Source organism: Streptomyces sp. NRRL B-24572, from assembly GCF_002156145.1.
Taxonomy (GTDB): Bacteria; Actinomycetota; Actinomycetes; order Streptomycetales; family Streptomycetaceae; genus Streptomyces; species Streptomyces vietnamensis.
This window is the reverse complement of sequence record NZ_MWIG01000412.1, coordinates 1-16,669: the sequence shown is the minus strand read 5'-3', so window position 1 is coordinate 16,669 and position 16,669 is coordinate 1. Positions and strand designations below refer to the sequence as shown.

The following is a 16,669-nucleotide window of genomic DNA, read 5'->3' as shown; positions in this document are numbered from 1 at the left end:
GCCGGCCTCGCCGTCGTCATCGACGACGACACCCATGTCCTCCTCCTTCGCACCACGGACGGACTCGTTCTCCGCCGCGGACCCGACGTCCTGGCCCGCGTCGTGGTCCCCCCGGGCCCCGTTCGCCTGGGGGTCCGCATCCGCGGCTTCAGCCACACGTTCGCCCACGCGGCACCCGACGGCGCCTGGCAGGAGCTGAGCACCGTCGAAGCCACCTTCCTCACCCCGCTGTTCACCAGCGTCCAGCTCGGCCTCTACGCCACCTCCCACGGCCGCGCGTCCACGAACCAGGCCCATTTCCCGTGGTTCGCCCTCACGTATCCGCAGCAGCCCTCCGGTGCGAACGAAATCGACGATCCGGAAAGGTGACCCGAGTAATTTATTCGTTGACGAGGTGAGCGGTCCCTGTCGAAACATTTTCGACGGGGACCGCTTTTCGTCGTATCAGTGGAATTCCCCGGTTCCGAAACATCTTCGAAACGCTTGACATGGTCACGCCCTGTTTCCACACTGATTGACGAGGCGCCACCGCCCCTTTCCTGTGTGTCGCGGAACCTGCCTCGCATCATTTTCACCCTGCTGATCCGCATCCCTTTTTCCATGGACGCGGACATCGTCGTCGCGGTTTCTCTCCGCCACGCTCTCACCCATCCGTGATTTCCGTCCTGGAGGTCCAGTCATGCGTTCACACGCCGTTCCCCCACCCACCGTCCGCCGGAAAATCGGCGGCCTATGGGCGGCGCTGATCGTCGGCGTCCTCGGCTCCGCCACCGTGCTGGTCGCGCCGCCGGCCTCGCACGCCGCCGAGAGCACGCTCGGCAGCGCGGCGGCGCAGAGCGGTCGGTACTTCGGCACCGCCATCGCCTCGGGGAGGCTGGGCGACTCGGCGTACACGACGATCGCGGCCCGCGAGTTCAACTCGGTGACGCCCGAGAACGAGATGAAGATCGACGCCACCGAACCCCAGCAGGGCCGGTTCGACTTCACCGCCGGCGACCGCGTCTACAACTGGGCGGTGCAGAACGGCAAGCAGGTACGCGGGCACACCCTGGCCTGGCACTCCCAGCAGCCCGGCTGGATGCAGAGCCTCAGCGGCAGCACGCTGCGCCAGGCGATGATCAACCACATCAACGGCGTGATGGCCCACTACAAGGGCAAGATCGCCCAGTGGGACGTCGTGAACGAGGCCTTCGCCGACGGCACCTCGGGAGCCCGGCGCGACTCGAACCTGCAGCGCACCGGCAACGACTGGATCGAGGTCGCCTTCCGCACCGCACGGGCCGCCGACCCCGCCGCCAAGCTCTGCTACAACGACTACAACGTCGAGAACTGGACCTGGGCCAAGACCCAGGCCGTGTACGCCATGGTCCGGGACTTCAAGCAGCGCGGCGTGCCGATCGACTGCGTCGGCTTCCAGTCACACTTCAACAGCGACAGCCCGTACAACAGCAACTTCCGCACCACCCTGCAGAGCTTCGCCGCCCTCGGCGTCGACGTGGCCGTCACCGAACTCGACATCCAGGGCGCCTCGGCCGCGACCTACGCCAACGTGACGAACGACTGCCTGGCCGTCCCGCGCTGCCTCGGCATCACCGTGTGGGGCGTGCGCGACACCGACTCCTGGCGATCCGGGGACACGCCGCTGCTGTTCAACGGCGACGGCAGCAAGAAGCCCGCCTACACCTCCGTCCTCAATGCCCTGAACGCCGGCTCCACGACGCCCACGCCGACGCCGACCCCCGGCGCCGGACCGATCAAGGGCGTCGCCTCGGGCCGCTGTGTGGACGTGCCGAACTCCTCCACCACCGACGGCACCCAGGTCCAGCTGTGGGACTGCAACGGCCGCACCAACCAGCAGTGGACCCTCACCTCCGCCGGTGAGCTCAGGGTCTACGGCGACAAGTGCCTCGACGCCGCCGGCACAGCCAACGGCTCGAAGGTGCAGATCTACAGCTGCTGGGGCGGCGACAACCAGAAGTGGCGCCTCGACTCCGACGGTTCCATCGTCGGAGTCCAGTCCGGCCTCTGCCTCGACGCGGCCGCCAACGGCACCGCCAACGGCACGCTGATCCAGCTGTACCAGTGCTGGAACGGCACCAACCAGAAGTGGACCCGCGTCTGACGCGCGTCCGACCCGTCTGAGCACGAAGAAGAGGGGAGCCAGGATCATCCTGGCTCCCCTCGGTGCTGTCAGGCGGAGGACGGGTTGCCGTAGTACGCGTCGGGGCCGTGCTTGCGGGTGAAGTGACGGTCCAACAGGTGCTGCGGGGGTTCCACCGCGCCCAGGGCGAGGGTGTGGAGGGCCATCTCCGCCACCGCCTCGCAGATGATGGCGTGCTCCAGGGACGCCGTGGCGGTGGCACCCCAGGTGAACGGGCCGTGGTGGGCGACCAGCGCGCCGGGGACCTCCCGGGCCAGCGAGTCGTCACGTCCGAGGAGGTCCACGATGACCTGACCGGTGTTGTACTCGTAGTCCGTGGCGCACTGCTCGGGGGTGAGGGCCGCGGTGACCGGGACGGGACCGTTGAAGGTGTCCGCGTGCGTCGTGCCGAGCACCGGTATCGGACGCCGGGCCTGGGCGAAGGCGACGGCGTGGGTGGAGTGCGTGTGGGTCACGCCCCCGATGGAGGGGAAGGCCAGATAGAGGCTGCGGTGGGTCTCGGTGTCCGTGGAGGGCCGCAGACGACCCTCCACGACGCTGCCGTCGGCCAGGGAGACGACGACCAGGTCCTCCTCGCTCAGCGCGTCGTAGGACACGCCCGAGGGCTTGATGACGAAGACGCCGGCCTCGCGGTCCACACCGCTCACGTTGCCCCACGTGAGCGTGGCCAGACCGGCGCGGGGGATGCGGAGGTTGGCCTCCAGCACCTCCCGGCGCAGCTCCTTGGAAACGGTGGTGGTCACGGAGGTCTCCGTCCTCGCGGTGCCGGTCGGGGTCGGGGCCGCGCTCACAGGCTCTGGGCCAGACGGTGGTACGCCTGGTTCCAGCGCAGCTCGCGCGTGAACCGCCGTACGGTGGTGTCCTCGTCGATGACGGCGAGTTCGACCCGCAGCATCTCGGCGAGGTCTTCGAGCTCCTCGCCGCCGAGAGCGGTGGTCAGGACGGTGTGGTGCGGCGCTCCCGCGGTCAGCCAGGCCTCGGTGGAGGTCCGCAGGTCGGGGCGGGGGCTCCAGACGGCCCGGGCGACGGGGAGCTTCGGCAGCGGCTCGGGCGGGGTGACGACGTCGATGTGGTTGGCGACGAGGCGGAAGCGGTCGCCCATGTCGGCGAGGCCGACGACGACGGCCGGACCGGGGTCCGCGTCGAAGACCAGGCGGACCGGGTCCTCGCGGCCGCCGATCCCGAGCGGGTGGATCTCACAGCTGGGCGTGGCAGAGGTGATCGAGGGGCAGACCTCCAGCATGTGGGCGCCGAGGATCAGCTCCTGACCGGGCGTCAGGTCGTAGGTGTAGTCCTCCATGAAGGAGGTGCCGCCGGGCAGGCCGTGGGCCATCGCCTTCAGTGTGCGCAGCAGGGTGGAGGTCTTCCAGTCTCCTTCGCCGCCGAAGCCGTAACCGTCCGCCATCAGGCGCTGCACGGCGAGGCCGGGCAGCTGTCGCAGGCCGCCGAGGTCCTCGAAGTTCGTGGTGAAGGCGCGGAACCCGCCTTCGGTGAGGAAGGTGCGCAGACCGGCTTCGACGCGAGCGGCGTAGCGCAGGGATTCGTGGCGTTCGCCGCCGGGCCGCAGCTCGGGCGCGAGGGCGTAGAGGTCCTGGTACTCCTTGACGAGGGCGGTCACGGTGTCGTCGGGGGCGGCGTCGACCACGGCGACGAGGTCGTTCACGCCGTACGTGTTGACCGAGACCCCGAACCGCAGCTGTGCCTCGACCTTGTCGCCTTCGGTGACGGCGACGTCGCGCATGTTGTCGCCGAACCGGGCGAGTTTGAGGGTGGTGAGTTCGGATCGGCCGACGGCGGCGCGGGCCCATCCGGCGATGCGGTCGACGACGTCGGGGGTGGAGACGTGGCCGGCCACGGTCTTGCGCGGGACGCCGAGGCGGGTCTGGACGAAGCCGAACTCGCGGTCGCCGTGGGCGGCCTGGTTCAGGTTCATGAAGTCCATGTCGATGGTGGACCAGGGCAGTTGGCGGTTGGCCTGGGTGTGCAGGTGCAGCAGGGGCTTGCTCAGGGCGTCGAGGCCGGCGATCCACATCTTGGCCGGTGAGAAGGTGTGCATCCAGGTGATCAGGCCGATGCAGCGGTCGTCGGCGTTGGCCTCCAGGCAGACCGCGCGGATGGCGGCCGCGTCGGTGAGGACCGGCTTCCACACCAGGCGGACGGTCATCTGGGGCTGACCGGCGAGGGTGTCGCAGATGGCGCGGGACTGGTCGGCGACCTGGGCCAGGGTGTCGTCACCGTAGAGGGACTGGCTGCCGGTGAGAAACCAGATCTCGCGGTCGGTCTTGGCGAGCGTCATGTCGGGTGTGCTCCTCGGAGGTGCTGGGGCGGAGAGGTCGGGCCGATGAGGCCGGGGCGGGGAGGCCGCCCGGTCAGTCGGTGGCGGCGACCCGCGCGGTGTTGCGGATCCGCCGCAGGCGGTGCAGGAGGAGGTCCGCGCCGGTGCCGAAGTGCTCGTGCAGGGCGCGGTACTCGCCGAACAACGCGTCGTAGGCGTCCGCCCGTGCCGGGTCGGGCACGTACGCGTGGCGCTGGACGCCGCCCATGACGGAAGCGGCGGATCGGACGTCGGGGTAGGCGCCCGCGGCGACGGCGGCGTGGATGGCCGAGCCGAGCGCCGGCCCCTGTTCGGAGGTGCCGAGGGAGACGGGGCGGCGGAGCACGTCGGCGTAGATCTGCATGAGCAGCGCGTTCTTCTTCAGGCCTCCGGTGACGATGAACTCCTCGACGGGGATCCCGCCGTCCTCGAAGGCCTCGACGATCAGCCGGGTGCCGTAGGCGGTGGATTCGAGCAGGGCCCGGTAGACGTCTTCGGGCCGGGTGTCGAGGGTGAGGCCGGCGATGACCCCGGAGAGGTGGTGGTCGACCAGGGGGGAACGGTTGCCGTTCATCCAGTCCAGGGCGACCAGGCCGTGCGCTCCGACCGGCTGGTCGGCGGCCTTGCGGGTCAGGAGCTGGTGGAGGTCCTCGCCCGAGGCCTGCGCCTCGGCGCGGTAGTGGTCCGGGACGCCCTGCCGGAGCCACCAGGCGAAGATGTCGCCGACCGCGCTCTGGCCGGCCTCGTAGCCGTAGGCGCCCTCGACGATGCCTCCGTCGACGACCCCGCAGATGCCGGGGACCTCGGCGAGGGCGGCGCCGTTGAGGACGTGGCAGGTGGAGGTGCCCATGATGGCGAGCATCCGGCCGTTCTCGACGGCGCCCGCCGCGGGCGCGGCCACATGGGCGTCGACGTTGCCGACGGCGACGGCGATGCCCTCGGGGAGGCCGGTCCAGCGCGCGGCCGGGGAGCTCAGTCCACCGGCCCGGGAGCCCAGGGGGGAAAGCGGGTGTTCCAGGCGCGTGGCGGGGAAGTCGGCGAAGTCCGGGTGGAGCCCTGCCAGGAAGTCGGGCGAGGGGTAGGCACCGTCCTGGTGGATGCCCTTGTAGCCGGCGGTGCAGGTGTTGCGGGACTCGGTGCCGGTCAGCTGCCAGACGATCCAGTCGGCGGCCTCGATCCAACGGGCGCAGGCGCCGTAGACGGCGGGATCCTCCTCCAGGACCTGCAGGGCCTTCGCGTACTGCCACTCGGCGGAGATCTTGCCGCCGTACCGTGCGATCCACTTCTCCCCGCGGGCGTGAGCGAGGGCGTTGATGCGGTCGGCCTGCTCCTGGGCCGCGTGGTGCTTCCACAGTTTGGGCCAGGCGTGCGGGCGGTCGGCCCACTCGGGCATCAGGGCGAGCGGGGTGCCGTCCGGCGTCGTCGGCAGGACCGTGCAGGCGGTGAAGTCGGTGGCGATGCCGATGACGCGGGCGGGGTCGACCCCGGCGTCGGCGAGCGCCGCCGGAACGGCGGTGCGCAGGACGTCGCGCCAGTCCTCGGGGTGCTGCAGGGCCCAGTCGGGGCGCAGGGGGGCGCCGGTGGAGGGGAGGCGGTCCTCGATGACGGCGTGGCGGTACTCGTGGACCGCCGAACCGAGTTCGGCGCCGTCCCGGACCCTGACCACGACGGCGCGCCCGGAGAGGGTGCCGAAGTCGACTCCGATGGTGCAGTCCTCGGGATGGTGACGGGCTGCGGGGTCGGGAAGGGCGTGTGTGGTCACTATGCGGTCTCTCTCGTCATGAGCAGGGGTCAGAGGAGCACCCTGATTGTTAACGCTCACAATTAGGTTGGACAAGAGTGGCGGGCAGTTCTGTCGAACATTCGGCAAGAAATGCGGCTCTTGAAGTGAGCGCTCACCTGCACGCCGCGCAGCCCCGGAGCCGCGACCGGTCCGGCATGAGGCGGGGCGGTCGCGGAGAGGGGCGTGGCGACCGGCGGGGCGGAGCGGTCGGCCGACTGATGTCCGGCTGATGTCCGGCGCGGCGCACCGACGCGCGTGCGCCGCCAGACCCCCGCCTGCCGTCGGCCGACAGCAGGCGGGGCCGACCGCCGGCGGCCAGAAGGCGGGGGCGAGGGCCGCCCCGCCCGTCAGGCCTCGCTCGGAGGGCGCGTGCTCGCGCGCATGATGAGCTGCGGCTCCACCAGGAGGTGCTCGGCCTTCCGGGCGCGCCCCTCGATGTGGTCCACCAGGAGCCCGATGCTCCGGCGCCCGATCGCGGCGAAGTCCTGGCGGACCGTCGTCAGCGGCGGAGGGAAGAACTCGGCCTCGGGGATGTCGTCGAAGCCGGCGACGGCCACCTGGGCGGGGGTGCGGATCCCGCCCTCGCGCAGCGCCCGCAGGACGCCGAGCGCCATCTGGTCGTTGGCGACGAAGACGGCCGTGACCGGTGTCGCCCCGCGGCGGGCCAGGGCGAGCCCCGCGAGTTCCTGTCCCGCCCGGTAGCCGGACAGCGGGCTCCAGTCCCCCGTCAGTACGCGCGGAGGCTCGATGCCGCTCTCCTCCAGGACGGCGCGCCATCCCGCGGTGCGGGCCTCGCTCTCCAGCCAGTCCTCGGGCCCCGCCACGTGCCAGACGTTGCCGTGACCGGCGGCGAGCAGGTGCTCGGTGACCATCCGGGCGCCGAGCTCCTGGTCGAGGGAGACGCCGGGCAGGTCGAGCTGATGACCACCCTCCACGGTGACCACGGGGAAGGGCGCGTCCAGTTCGGCGAGCGCCTGCACGTGCGAGCGCTGCGGGGTGATGGCGACGACGCCCTCCACGCCCCAGGCCGCGAGGTGGTCGATGGCGTCCTTCAGGCCCTGTCCCTCTCCGGAGCGCAGACTGACGGTCGAGACGAGGTAGCCCTCCTCCCGGGCCGCTTCCTCCAGGCCGGTCAGAGTGCTGGCAGGGCCGTACAGGGCGGTGTTGACGGCGATGACGCCCAGCGTCCTCGTACGGCGCGTCACCAGGGCGCGTGCGGCGGAGTTGCGGCGGTAGCCGAGCCGCTCGATGGCCAGGGTGACCTGCTCGCGGGTGGCCGCGCGCACATTGGGGTGACCGCTCAGCACCCGGGAGACGGTCTGATGGGAGACCCCCGCCTCCCGTGCGACGTCGGCCATCGTCGGCGGGCGGACGTCTTCCGCGGGATGCGCCACGTTCGCCTCCCTTCTCCCTGCTTACGGCTGCGTATCGATACGAGAAAAACCTTAGCGCCTCTTGTATCACGCCGTTGTGAGCGCTAACAATCTAGCTCGACCGGGACGCCGACGCCCCGGTCACCCAGCCGGAACGGTGCCGTCCCGGCGGTGCGAGGACACGCGCTGCCGTCGAGCCCGTCCCCGGTCGGAGCCGCCCTCGATGACGGGAATGCCAGGTAACGCCCATGAAGAAGTTCCGCTCCGTATCCGCCCTCCTGGCCGTGACCACCGGCTGCGCCCTGCTCCTGACCGCCTGCGGGCAGAACAGCGAGGGCGGCAGCCAGGAGTCGAAGGACAAGAAGGACCTCACCATCGGCATCGCCATGCCCACCAAGTCCTCCGAGAGGTGGATCGCCGACGGCCGGAACATGACCGCGAGCCTGAAGAAGGCCGGCTTCTCCACGACCCTGCAGTACGGGGAGGACAACGCCGACCAGCAGGTCGCCCAGATCGAGAACATGATCACCCAAGGTGTCGACGCCCTGGTCGTGGCCCCGATCAACGGCGAGGCGCTGTCCAACGTCCTCCAGCAGGCGGCGGACGCCCACATCCCGGTGATCTCCTACGACCGGCTCATCCTGGGCGCCCCGCACGTCGACTACTACGCCTCCTTCGACAACGAGAAGGTCGGCGAGCTCCAGGCCACGTACATCGTCGAGAAGCTGGGGCTCAAGGCCGGCTCGAAGAAGGGCCCCTTCAACATCGAGCTGTTCGCCGGGTCCAACGACGACAACAACACCAAGTACTTCTTCAACGGCGCCATGAAGGTGCTGAAGCCCTACCTCGACAAGAAGCAGCTGGTCGTGCGCTCCGGACAGACCCGGCTCAACCAGGTCACCACGCTGCGCTGGGACGGCGGAACGGCGCAGAGGCGCATGGACGACCTGCTGACCTCCTCGTACTCCACCGCCCGTGTCGACGCCGTGCTGTCCCCCTACGACGGCATCTCCATCGGCATCCTCTCCGCCCTGAAGTCCGACGACTACGGCAGCGCCGCCAAGCCGCTGCCGGTCGTCACCGGCCAGGACGCGGAGGTCGCCTCCGTGAAGTCGATCATCGCGGGCCAGCAGACGCAGACCGTCTACAAGGACACCCGCGCACTCGCGCAGGTCGCCGCCGACATGGTGACCGCCGTCCTCGCCGGCAAGAAGCCCGAGATCAACGACGACACCACCTACGACAACGGCAAGAAGGTCGTCCCGGCCTTCCTGCTCGACCCGGTGAGCGTCGACAAGTCCAACTACAAGAAGGTCCTGGTCGACTCCGGCTACATCGACGCCGGGGAACTGCGATGACGCCCATCCTCCAGATGCGGTCCATCGTCAAGACCTTCCCCGGAGTCAGGGCGCTGTCCGAGGTCACCCTGTCCGTGGAGCACGGCGAGGTGCACGCCCTGTGCGGAGAGAACGGTGCCGGAAAGTCGACCCTCATGAAGGTCCTGTCCGGCGTCCACCCGCACGGCACCTACGAGGGCGAGATCCTCTTCGACGGCGAACCGTGCCGCTTCAAGGACATCAGGGCCAGCGAGCAGCACGGCATCGTCATCATCCACCAGGAGCTCGCACTCGTTCCCCACCTGTCGATCGCCGAGAACATCTTCCTCGGCAACGAGCCCTCCCGACGGGGGATCATCGACTGGCACGAGGCGCTGCGCCGGGCGTCCGAACTGCTCCGGCGGGTCGGTCTCGACGAACACCCCGAGACCCGGGTCGCCGACATCGGGGTCGGCAAGCAGCAGCTCGTGGAGATCGCGAAGGCGCTGGCGAAGAACGTGCGTCTGCTGATCCTCGACGAGCCCACCGCGGCGCTCAACGACGAGGACAGCGCGAAGCTTCTGCGGCTGATGCGGGAGCTGAAGGATCAGGGCATCACGTCGATCATCATCTCGCACAAGCTCAACGAGATCGCCCAGATCGCCGACTCCGTCACCATCCTGCGCGACGGGCGCTCCATCGAGACCCTCGACGTCAGGGACCCCGCCACCACCGAGGAGCGCATCATCCGCGGCATGGTGGGGCGGGACCTGGACAGCCGGTTCCCCGGCCGCACTCCGTACGAGGGCCCGGTCGGCGCCGAACCCGTCCTGGAGGTCCGGGACTGGACCGTACGTCACCCGCTGGACCGCGGTCGCAAGGTCGTCGACGGCGTCTCGCTCCGGGTCCGGCGCGGGGAGATCGTCGGCGTCGCGGGACTCATGGGAGCCGGCCGCACCGAACTCGCCATGAGTGTCTTCGGCCGTTCCTACGGCCACTACGAGCGGGGCACGGTGCTCAAGGACGGCCGTGAGGTACGGACCCGTACGGTCCCCGAGGCGGTCGCCCACGGCATCGCGTACGTCACCGAGGACCGCAAGCACTACGGTCTCGACCTCGGGGACTCCGTGAGCCGGAACATCTCGCTCGCGTCCCTCGGCGCCCTCGCCCGCCGCGGGATCGTCGACGGGCACGAGGAACGCAAGGTGGCCGAACGGTACCGGCGGACCATGAACATCAAGGCGCCGAACGTCCTCGAACCGGTCGGCCGCCTTTCCGGCGGCAACCAGCAGAAGGTCGTCCTCAGCAAGTGGATCCTCGCCGGTCCTGACGTCCTCATCCTCGACGAGCCCACCCGCGGCGTCGACGTGGGAGCCAAGTTCGAGATCTACACCGTGATCGACCGGCTCGCCGCCGAGGGCAAGGCGATCCTCTTCATCTCCTCCGAGCTGCCCGAACTGCTCGGCATGTGCGACCGCATCTACACCATGGCCGCCGGACGGCTGACCGGCGAAGTCCCCCGCGAGGACGCCACGCAGGAAGTACTGATGCGGCACATGACGCAGGACTCCCCCGCACCAACGGCGGTCACCGCAGGCGCCGCCTCCAGTGAAGGACACCAGGCATGAGCACCGACGTCAGCACGAAAACGACCACCCCGGCGCCCCCGGGCAGCGGGTCCCCGTCCGCCGGGGCATCGGTGGCCCGGGTGCTCCTGGACGGCGTCCGGCGGAACATGCGCCAGTACGGGATGCTCTTCGCGCTCGGCCTGATCGTGCTCCTGTTCCAGGTCTGGACGGGCGGCGACCTCCTGCTGCCGCGCAACGTCTCCAACCTGGTGCTGCAGAACAGCTACATCCTCGTCCTGGCCATCGGCATGATGATCGTCATCATCTCCGGTCACATCGACCTGTCGGTGGGCTCCCTGGCGGCCCTGGTGGGTGGCATCGGGGCGGTGCTCATGGTCGAGCACCACGTCTCCTGGCCCGTCGCGGTGCTCCTCGCCCTGCTCCTCGGAGCCGTCGCCGGCGCGCTGCAGGGATTCTTCATCGCGTACGTCGGCATACCGTCGTTCATCGTGACCCTCGCCGGCATGCTGCTGTTCCGCGGGCTCACGGAGATCTTCCTCAAGGGGCAGACGCTCGGCCCGTTCCCGAACGGGCTGCAGAAGGTCGCCAACGGCTTCCTGCCGGAGGTGGGACCGCAGACCAACTACCACAACCTGACCCTGCTCCTCGGCCTGGGACTGATCGCCTACGTGGTCTTCCAGGAGGTGCGGGACCGCCGCCGTCAGCGCGAGTTCGCCCTGGAGACGCTCCCCACCGGCCTGTTCGCGCTGAAGGTGACGGCACTGGTCGCCGCGGTCCTGGTCACGACCCTGCTGCTCGCCAGCTACAAGGGCGCCCCCGTGGTCCTCCTGATCCTGGCCGCGCTGCTGGTCGGCTTCGGCTACGTGATGCGCAACGCGGTCATCGGCCGCCACGTGTACGCGATCGGGGGGAACCTGCCCGCCGCGAAGCTGTCCGGGGTCAAGGACAAGAAGGTCACCTTCGCGGTGTTCCTCAACATGGGAATGCTCGCGGCGCTCGCCGGGCTCGTCTTCGCGGCGCGCTTCAACGCGGCCTCGCCGAAGGCGGGCGTGAACTTCGAACTGGAGGCCATCGCCGCCGCGTTCATCGGCGGGGCGTCGATGAGCGGTGGCGTCGGGACCGTCCTGGGCGCGATCATCGGCGGCCTGGTCCTCGGCGTGCTCAACAACGGCATGAACCTCGTCGGGGTGGGCACCGACTGGCAGCAGGTCATCAAGGGCCTGGTGCTGCTCGCGGCGGTCGGCTTCGACGTGTGGAACAAGCGCAGGGCAGGCGCCTGACACCCGCCCCGGACATGGCTGTGCCCGCCGGTACCTCCCCACCGGCGGGCACAGCCACGTCGTGTGTACGGGTCAAGGGTTCAGGCGCTGGTGCGGAACCGCAGGACCGTCCTCGACCGGTACTCCTCGCCGGGGAGCAGCACCGTCGACGGGTCGCCGGGGCGGTTCGGGGAGTCGGGGAAGTGCTGGGTCTCCAGCGCGATGCCGGCGCCCGCCCGGTAGGGCGTGCCGCTCTTGCCGAGGACCGTTCCGTCGAACTGCCCCGCGGTGTAGACCTGGAGGCCGGGCTCCGTGGTCAGCACCTCCATGCGGCGGCCCGTGGCCGGCGCGTGGAGGACGGCGGCCCGGCGGAGGGCGCCGTCGGCGCGCGGGCTCAGGACGAAGTTGTGGTCGTACCCGCCGTCCGTGCCGGGCCGTGCGAGGGCCTCGGCGATCCCGAGCGGCCGGCGGAGGTCGAACGCGGTTCCGGCGACGGGGAGATGGTCGCCGGAAGGGATGAGATCCGCGTCGACCGGGGTGTAGTGGGAGGCGTCGACGGCCAGTTCGTGGCCGAGGATGTCGCCGGAGCCCTCGCCCTCCAGGTTGAAGTAGGCGTGGTTGGTGAGGTTGACCAGGGTGGGGGCGTCGGTGACCGCCGCGTAGGAGAAGGCGAGTTCGTCGTCGCGGCCGATGAGACAGCTGACGGTGACGTCGAGGTTTCCCGGGAAACCCTGGTCGCCGTCGGGGCTGCGCAGGTGGAGGAGCACGCCGGTCCACTCGGGGGTGTGCACGCTCTCGGCTTCCCAGAGCCGGGTGTCGAAGCCGTCCGTACCGCCGTGCAGGCTGTGGCCGTCCTTCTGCGTGGTCAGCTGGTACGTCTCCGTCCCCAGGGAGAAGCGGCCGTGCGCGACGCGGTTGGCGTAGCGGCCGACGGTGGAGCCGAAGTACCGGGCGGTGGTGGCCGTCAGGGCCGGGTCGCGAGGAGAGAGGACGACGTCGGCCGGGGTGCCGTGCCGGTCGGGCACCCACAGCGCGTGGAGGCGGGCGCCGCGGGTGTGCACCTCCGCCGTCGGTCCGCCGGGGAAGCCGAAGGTCCAGCGCTCCCCGCCGTCCGGGCAGAGCTCGCGGACCGGCGGTCCTCCGGTGAAGGCGGGCGCTGCGGGGGCGGGCGATGACGGGTTCATGGGAGTTCCTTGTCCGAAGTGGGGTGTAGCCCGGAACGGGGGCAGGGAGTCCCTGCCCCCGTTCCGGGCGCGGTCGTCAGGTGGCCGGGGCGGGTCATTCCGCCGTACGGGCTCCGCCGAAGAGGCGCTGGAGGAGGATGAAGACGAACAACAGGCCACCGATGACGATGCGCGTCCACCACGAGCTGAGCGTGCCCTGGAAGCTGATGATGGTCTGGATCAGGCCGAGGACCGTCACGCCCAGTGCGGTGCCCAGGACGAAGCCGGAGCCTCCGGTGAGCAGCGTCCCTCCGATGACGACGGCCGCGATGGCGTCGAGTTCCATGCCGACGGCGTGCAGGGCGTAGCCGGACAGCATGTAGAAGGTCAGCAGCAGGCCGCCGAGGGCGGAGCACAGACCGCTCACGGCGTAGACCGCGATCTTGGTGCGGCCCACGGGCAGGCCCATGAGACGGGTCGAGGACTCGTTGCCGCCCAGGGCGTAGACGGTGCGGCCGAAGCGGGTGTGGTGCAGGACGACGAAGGCGATGCCCAGGACCACCAGCGCGATGACCACGGCGGGCGAGACGAACAGGCCGCCGGGCAGCAGCACCCGGGTCTGGGCGATCCGCGTGGTCGTCGGGTCGGTGATCGAGATGGACTCGGTGCTGATCATGTAGCAGAGGCCGCGGGCGAGGAACATGCCCGCGAGGGTGACGATGAAGGGCTGGATCTCGAAGGCGTGGATGACCCAGCCCATGAGGGCGCCGCCACCGGCGCCGACGAGCAGGACCACGGGCACCGCGAGGGCGAGCGGCAGGCCGTTCTGTTCGACGAGCCAGGCCGTCAGCATGGTGGAGAGGGCCACCATGGAGCCGACGGACAGGTCGATCCCGCCGGTGAGGATGACGAAGGTCATGCCGATGGCGACGACGAGCAGGAATCCGTTGTCGATGAGGACGTTGAGCAGGACCTGCGCGGAGAAGAAGCCTTCGTAGTTCAGGGAGCCGACCGCGAACATCGCGACCAGCAGCGTGGCCGTCACGATGAGCGGGAGGCGGGTCGCGTGCCGTGCCGAGAGCCGGTGGAGCGGCTTGGTGAGGGAGCTGAGGGTGGTGCTCACGGGTGGACCTCCTGCCGGCGGGCCGTCACGTCGGCGGCGGGGTCCGGCACCGGTGTGACCGGTCCGCGGCCGCCGCTCTTGCGGGAGAGCCGCGCGCGGAACGCGGGCGACTGGACGAGACAGACGACGATGACGACCAGGGCCTTGAACACGAGGGTGGTCTCCGGCGGTACGCCGAGGGTGTAGATCGTGGTCGAGAGGGTCTGGATGATCAGGGCGCCCAGGACCGTTCCGCCGAGGGAGAAGCGGCCGCCGGTGAGGGCGGTGCCGCCGACGACGACGGCGAGGATCGCGTCCAGTTCGATCCAGAGGCCCGCGTTGTTGCCGTCGGCGCTGGACACGTTGGAGCTGATCATCAGGCCGGCCACCGCCGCGCACAGGGCGCTGACGACGTACACGGTGACGAGGAGTCCGGAGGCCCGGATGCCGACGAGACGGCTGGCCACCGGGTTGCCGCCCACCGATTCGATGAGCATGCCGAGCGCGGTCCGCCGGGTGACGAGGGAGGTCACGGCGACGAGCGCGGCGGCGAGCAGGACGGCGAAGGGCAGGGTGAGCCAGTAGCCTCCGCCGATCATCTTGTAGGCGGGGCTGGACACGCTGATGATCTGACCGTCGGTGATGAGCTGGGCCACGCCGCGCCCGGCGACCATGAGGACCAGCGTGGCGACGATCGGCTGGACGCCGAGCCGGGCGACGAGGAAGCCGTTGAGCAGGCCGATCGCGGCGGCGACGCCGAGCGCGATCACGATCGCGGTGAACACGGTGGAGAGGCTGCCGGGATCGGCCGCCGTGGCGATGTGCTCGCACGCGAGGGCTCCGGCGATGGCGACCGTCGAGCCGACCGAGAGGTCGATGCCCCGGGTCGCGATGACCAGCGTCATGCCGAGCGAGACGAGGATCAGCGGGGCGCCGAACTGGAGGATGTCGACGAGGCTGCCGTACAGGTGTCCGTTCTGGACGCGGACGGCGAGGAAGTCGTGCGTGAGCGCGACGTTTCCGAGCAGCAGGGCGGCGAGGACGGCGGCGGGCCAGAACAGGGGATGTCCGGTGAGCCGCCGGCTGCCGGGCGCCCGGACCGGGCGCGTACCGGTGCCGGTGTCGTCAGGTGGGGTCATGAGGTGGCTCCGGTGGCGATGGTGCCCAGGATGCGGTCGGGCGTCAGGGTCGTGTCGTTGGGGAGGGTGGCGACGAGGCGGTGGTCGCGCAGGACGCCGACCCGGTGGCTCAGCCGCAGGACTTCCTCGAGTTCGGCGGAGATGTAGAGGACCGCCGTGCCCTCCGCGGCGAGGCGGGTCACCAGGCGCTGGATCTCCGTCTTGGCGCCGATGTCGATGCCCCGGGTGGGTTCGTCCAGGATGAGCAGCTCGGGATCGGTGAGGAGCCACCGGGCGAGGAGCACCTTCTGCTGGTTGCCGCCGCTGAGGTTGCGGACCTGGGCCTCGGGGGCGGCCGGGCGGATGTCGAGGACCTCGATCCACCGGGCGGCGATCTCGTCCTGCCGGGCGCGGGAGAGGGGTTTGGTCCAGCCGCGTGCGGCCTGGAGGGCGAGCACGATGTTCTCGCGGACGGTGAGTTCGCCGATGAGGCCCTCGGCCTTGCGGTTCTCCGAACAGAAGGCGATCTTGCGGGCGATGGCGGTGCGTGGGGAGCGCAGCGCGGTGGGTTCGCCGTGGATCCGCAGCTCGCCCTCGTCGGCGTGGTCGGCGCCGAAGAGCAGCCGGGCCGCCTCGGTGCGTCCCGAGCCGAGGAGTCCGGCGAGGCCGATGACCTCGCCGCGGTGGATGTCGAGGTCGTACGGCTGGACGGCGCCGGTCCTGCCGAGTCCGCGGGCGCTCAGGAAGGGGACGCCCGCGGCGCCGGGGGTGGTGGCGGTGCCGGTCTGGGAGGTCTCGGCGAGCTCGTCCAGGCTGCGGAGTTCGCCGCCGACCATGCGGTGGACGAGGGTGACGGGCGTCAGCTCGTCGATCCGGTACTCGCCTTCGAGGCGGCCGTTGCGCAGGACGGTGACCCGGTCGCACAGGTCGAAGACCTGGTCGAGGAAGTGGGTCACGAAGAGGATCGCGACGCCCCGGTCGCGGAGCCGGCGCACCAGCGTGAAGAGCTGGGCGACCTCGTCCCGGTCGAGGCTGGAGGTGGGCTCGTCGAGGACGAGCACCTTCGCCTGGACGTCCACGGCGCGCACGATCGCGACGAGCTGCTGCACGGCGATCGAGTGCGCGCTCAGCGGCGCGCGGACGTCGAGGTCGAGTTCGAGCTCGGTGATGAGCCGCTCCGCGCGCGCGTGGAGGGCCTTCCAGTGGACGAGTCCCAGGCGCCGGGGCTCACGGCCGATGAGGATGTTCTCGGCGACGGAGAGGTTGGGGCACAGGTTCACCTCCTGGTAGACCGTGCTGATTCCGGCGTGCTGGGCCTCGAGGGGCTCGGAGAACCGCCGCTGTTCCCCGTCGACGGTGACGGTTCCCGCGTCGGGCGGGTGGACCCCGGTGAGCACCTTGATGAGGGTGGACTTGCCGGCGCCGTTCTCGCCCATCAGTGCGTGGACCTCGCCGGGGAAGAGGCGCAGGGCCACGCACTGATGGGCGAGA

At 70.3% G+C, this 16,669-nt stretch carries 12 protein-coding genes and 1 pseudogene; 5 read left to right on the top strand and 8 right to left on the bottom strand.

From position 1 onward, the window contains the following. Together CCN56_RS23925 and CCN56_RS23920 are read left to right on the top strand one after the other, a co-directional pair. Nucleotides 1-369: pseudogene (locus tag CCN56_RS23925) on the top strand (glycoside hydrolase family 43 protein); the annotation flags it as partial. Nucleotides 370-679: 310 nt separating this feature from the next. Then, nucleotides 680-2,122, top strand: coding sequence for an endo-1,4-beta-xylanase (locus tag CCN56_RS23920; protein ID WP_086829864.1), 1,443 nt, complete (start codon nucleotides 680-682; stop codon nucleotides 2,120-2,122). Between the two features lie 68 nt (nucleotides 2,123-2,190). On the opposite strand, the gene araD is transcribed toward CCN56_RS23920, so the two are convergent. From araD to CCN56_RS23900, 4 genes are all read right to left on the bottom strand, one after another. After that, nucleotides 2,191-2,904: an L-ribulose-5-phosphate 4-epimerase AraD gene (gene araD, locus CCN56_RS23915; protein WP_179199968.1), complete on the bottom strand. Its 714-nt coding sequence runs from the start codon at nucleotides 2,902-2,904 to the stop codon at nucleotides 2,191-2,193. A gap of 44 nt (nucleotides 2,905-2,948) precedes the next feature. After that, nucleotides 2,949-4,457, bottom strand: coding sequence for an L-arabinose isomerase (araA, locus tag CCN56_RS23910; RefSeq protein WP_086829861.1), 1,509 nt, complete (start codon nucleotides 4,455-4,457; stop codon nucleotides 2,949-2,951). 73 nt (nucleotides 4,458-4,530) lie between these two features. Continuing rightward, a complete protein-coding gene (gene araB, locus CCN56_RS23905; RefSeq protein ID WP_179199967.1) occupies nucleotides 4,531-6,237 on the bottom strand; it encodes a ribulokinase in 1,707 nt (568 codons plus the stop codon). Nucleotides 6,238-6,605: 368 nt separating this feature from the next. Next, a complete protein-coding gene (locus tag CCN56_RS23900) occupies nucleotides 6,606-7,652 on the bottom strand; it encodes a LacI family DNA-binding transcriptional regulator (RefSeq protein WP_086829859.1) in 1,047 nt (348 codons plus the stop codon). A gap of 227 nt (nucleotides 7,653-7,879) precedes the next feature. Here CCN56_RS23900 and chvE point away from each other — a divergent pair, with 227 nt between their 5' ends. From chvE to mmsB, 3 genes are read left to right on the top strand one after another with little or no spacing between them, the layout of a single operon-like run. Beyond that, nucleotides 7,880-8,989, top strand: coding sequence for a multiple monosaccharide ABC transporter substrate-binding protein (chvE, locus tag CCN56_RS23895; RefSeq protein WP_086829858.1), 1,110 nt, complete (start codon nucleotides 7,880-7,882; stop codon nucleotides 8,987-8,989). Beyond that, complete coding sequence (gene mmsA / locus CCN56_RS23890) at nucleotides 8,986-10,575, top strand: multiple monosaccharide ABC transporter ATP-binding protein (RefSeq protein ID WP_086829856.1); 1,590 nt, start codon at nucleotides 8,986-8,988, stop codon at nucleotides 10,573-10,575. The genes chvE and mmsA overlap by 4 nt, the downstream gene beginning before the upstream one ends. Then, nucleotides 10,572-11,816, top strand: coding sequence for a multiple monosaccharide ABC transporter permease (mmsB, locus tag CCN56_RS23885; protein ID WP_086829854.1), 1,245 nt, complete (start codon nucleotides 10,572-10,574; stop codon nucleotides 11,814-11,816). Before mmsA ends, mmsB begins: the two co-directional genes overlap by 4 nt. Nucleotides 11,817-11,896: 80 nt before the next feature. On the opposite strand, the gene CCN56_RS23880 is transcribed toward mmsB, so the two are convergent. From CCN56_RS23880 to CCN56_RS23865, 4 genes are all read right to left on the bottom strand, one after another. After that, nucleotides 11,897-12,979: an aldose epimerase family protein gene (locus CCN56_RS23880; protein WP_086829852.1), complete on the bottom strand. Its 1,083-nt coding sequence runs from the start codon at nucleotides 12,977-12,979 to the stop codon at nucleotides 11,897-11,899. A gap of 94 nt (nucleotides 12,980-13,073) precedes the next feature. Further along, a complete protein-coding gene (yjfF, locus tag CCN56_RS23875) occupies nucleotides 13,074-14,081 on the bottom strand; it encodes a galactofuranose ABC transporter, permease protein YjfF (RefSeq protein WP_086829850.1) in 1,008 nt (335 codons plus the stop codon). Continuing rightward, nucleotides 14,078-15,199 carry an ABC transporter permease gene (locus tag CCN56_RS23870; protein ID WP_086829848.1) on the bottom strand — a complete coding sequence of 374 codons (1,122 nt, stop codon included), beginning with the start codon at nucleotides 15,197-15,199 and terminating at the stop codon, nucleotides 14,078-14,080. Before CCN56_RS23870 ends, yjfF begins: the two co-directional genes overlap by 4 nt. Next, entirely contained in the window at nucleotides 15,196-16,653 is a 1,458-nt protein-coding gene (locus CCN56_RS23865; RefSeq protein WP_086829866.1) for a sugar ABC transporter ATP-binding protein, read from the bottom strand. Before CCN56_RS23865 ends, CCN56_RS23870 begins: the two co-directional genes overlap by 4 nt. Between the last annotated feature and the right edge of the window lie 16 nt (nucleotides 16,654-16,669).